Here is a 512-nt window from a genome sequence, read left to right as displayed (position 1 = left end):
CTTGACCAGTGAGCTATTACGCACTCTTTCAAGGATGGCTGCTTCTAAGCCAACCTCCTGGTTGTCTCGGCGATCCCACATCCTTTTCCACTAAGCGCACACTTAGGGGCCTTAGCCGATGCTCTGGGCTGTTTCCCTCTCGACGACGAAGCTTCTCCCCCGCCGTCTCACTGCCGCGCTCCAACCCGGGCGTATTCGGAGTTTGGCTGACCTCAGTAACCCGCGAAGGCCCATCAGCCAACCAGTAGCTCTACCCCACCCGAGCACCACACGACGCTGCACCTAAATGCATTTCGGGGAGAACCAGCTATCACGAAGTTTGATTGGCCTTTCACCCCTACCCACAACTCATCCCCCAGGTTTTCAACCCTGGTGGGTTCGGGCCTCCACACGGTCTTACCCGCGCTTCACCCTGGCCATGGGTAGATCACTCCGCTTCGGGTCTGCACCACGCGACTCGACGCCCTCTTCAGACTCGCTTTCGCTCCGGCTACCCCCCAACGGGTTAACCT

Annotated in this window: 1 rRNA gene; it reads right to left on the bottom strand. The window is 59.0% G+C overall.

Annotated features, from left to right (window positions below):
• Window positions 1–512, bottom strand: a 23S ribosomal RNA gene (locus ABD976_RS29390); the annotation flags it as partial.

The sequence above is a fragment of the Saccharopolyspora cebuensis genome, from assembly GCF_039542665.1.
Classification (GTDB): Bacteria; Actinomycetota; Actinomycetes; order Mycobacteriales; family Pseudonocardiaceae; genus Saccharopolyspora; species Saccharopolyspora cebuensis.
Note: the sequence above shows the minus strand (reverse complement) of the source record. Positions and strands in the feature narration are given on the sequence as shown.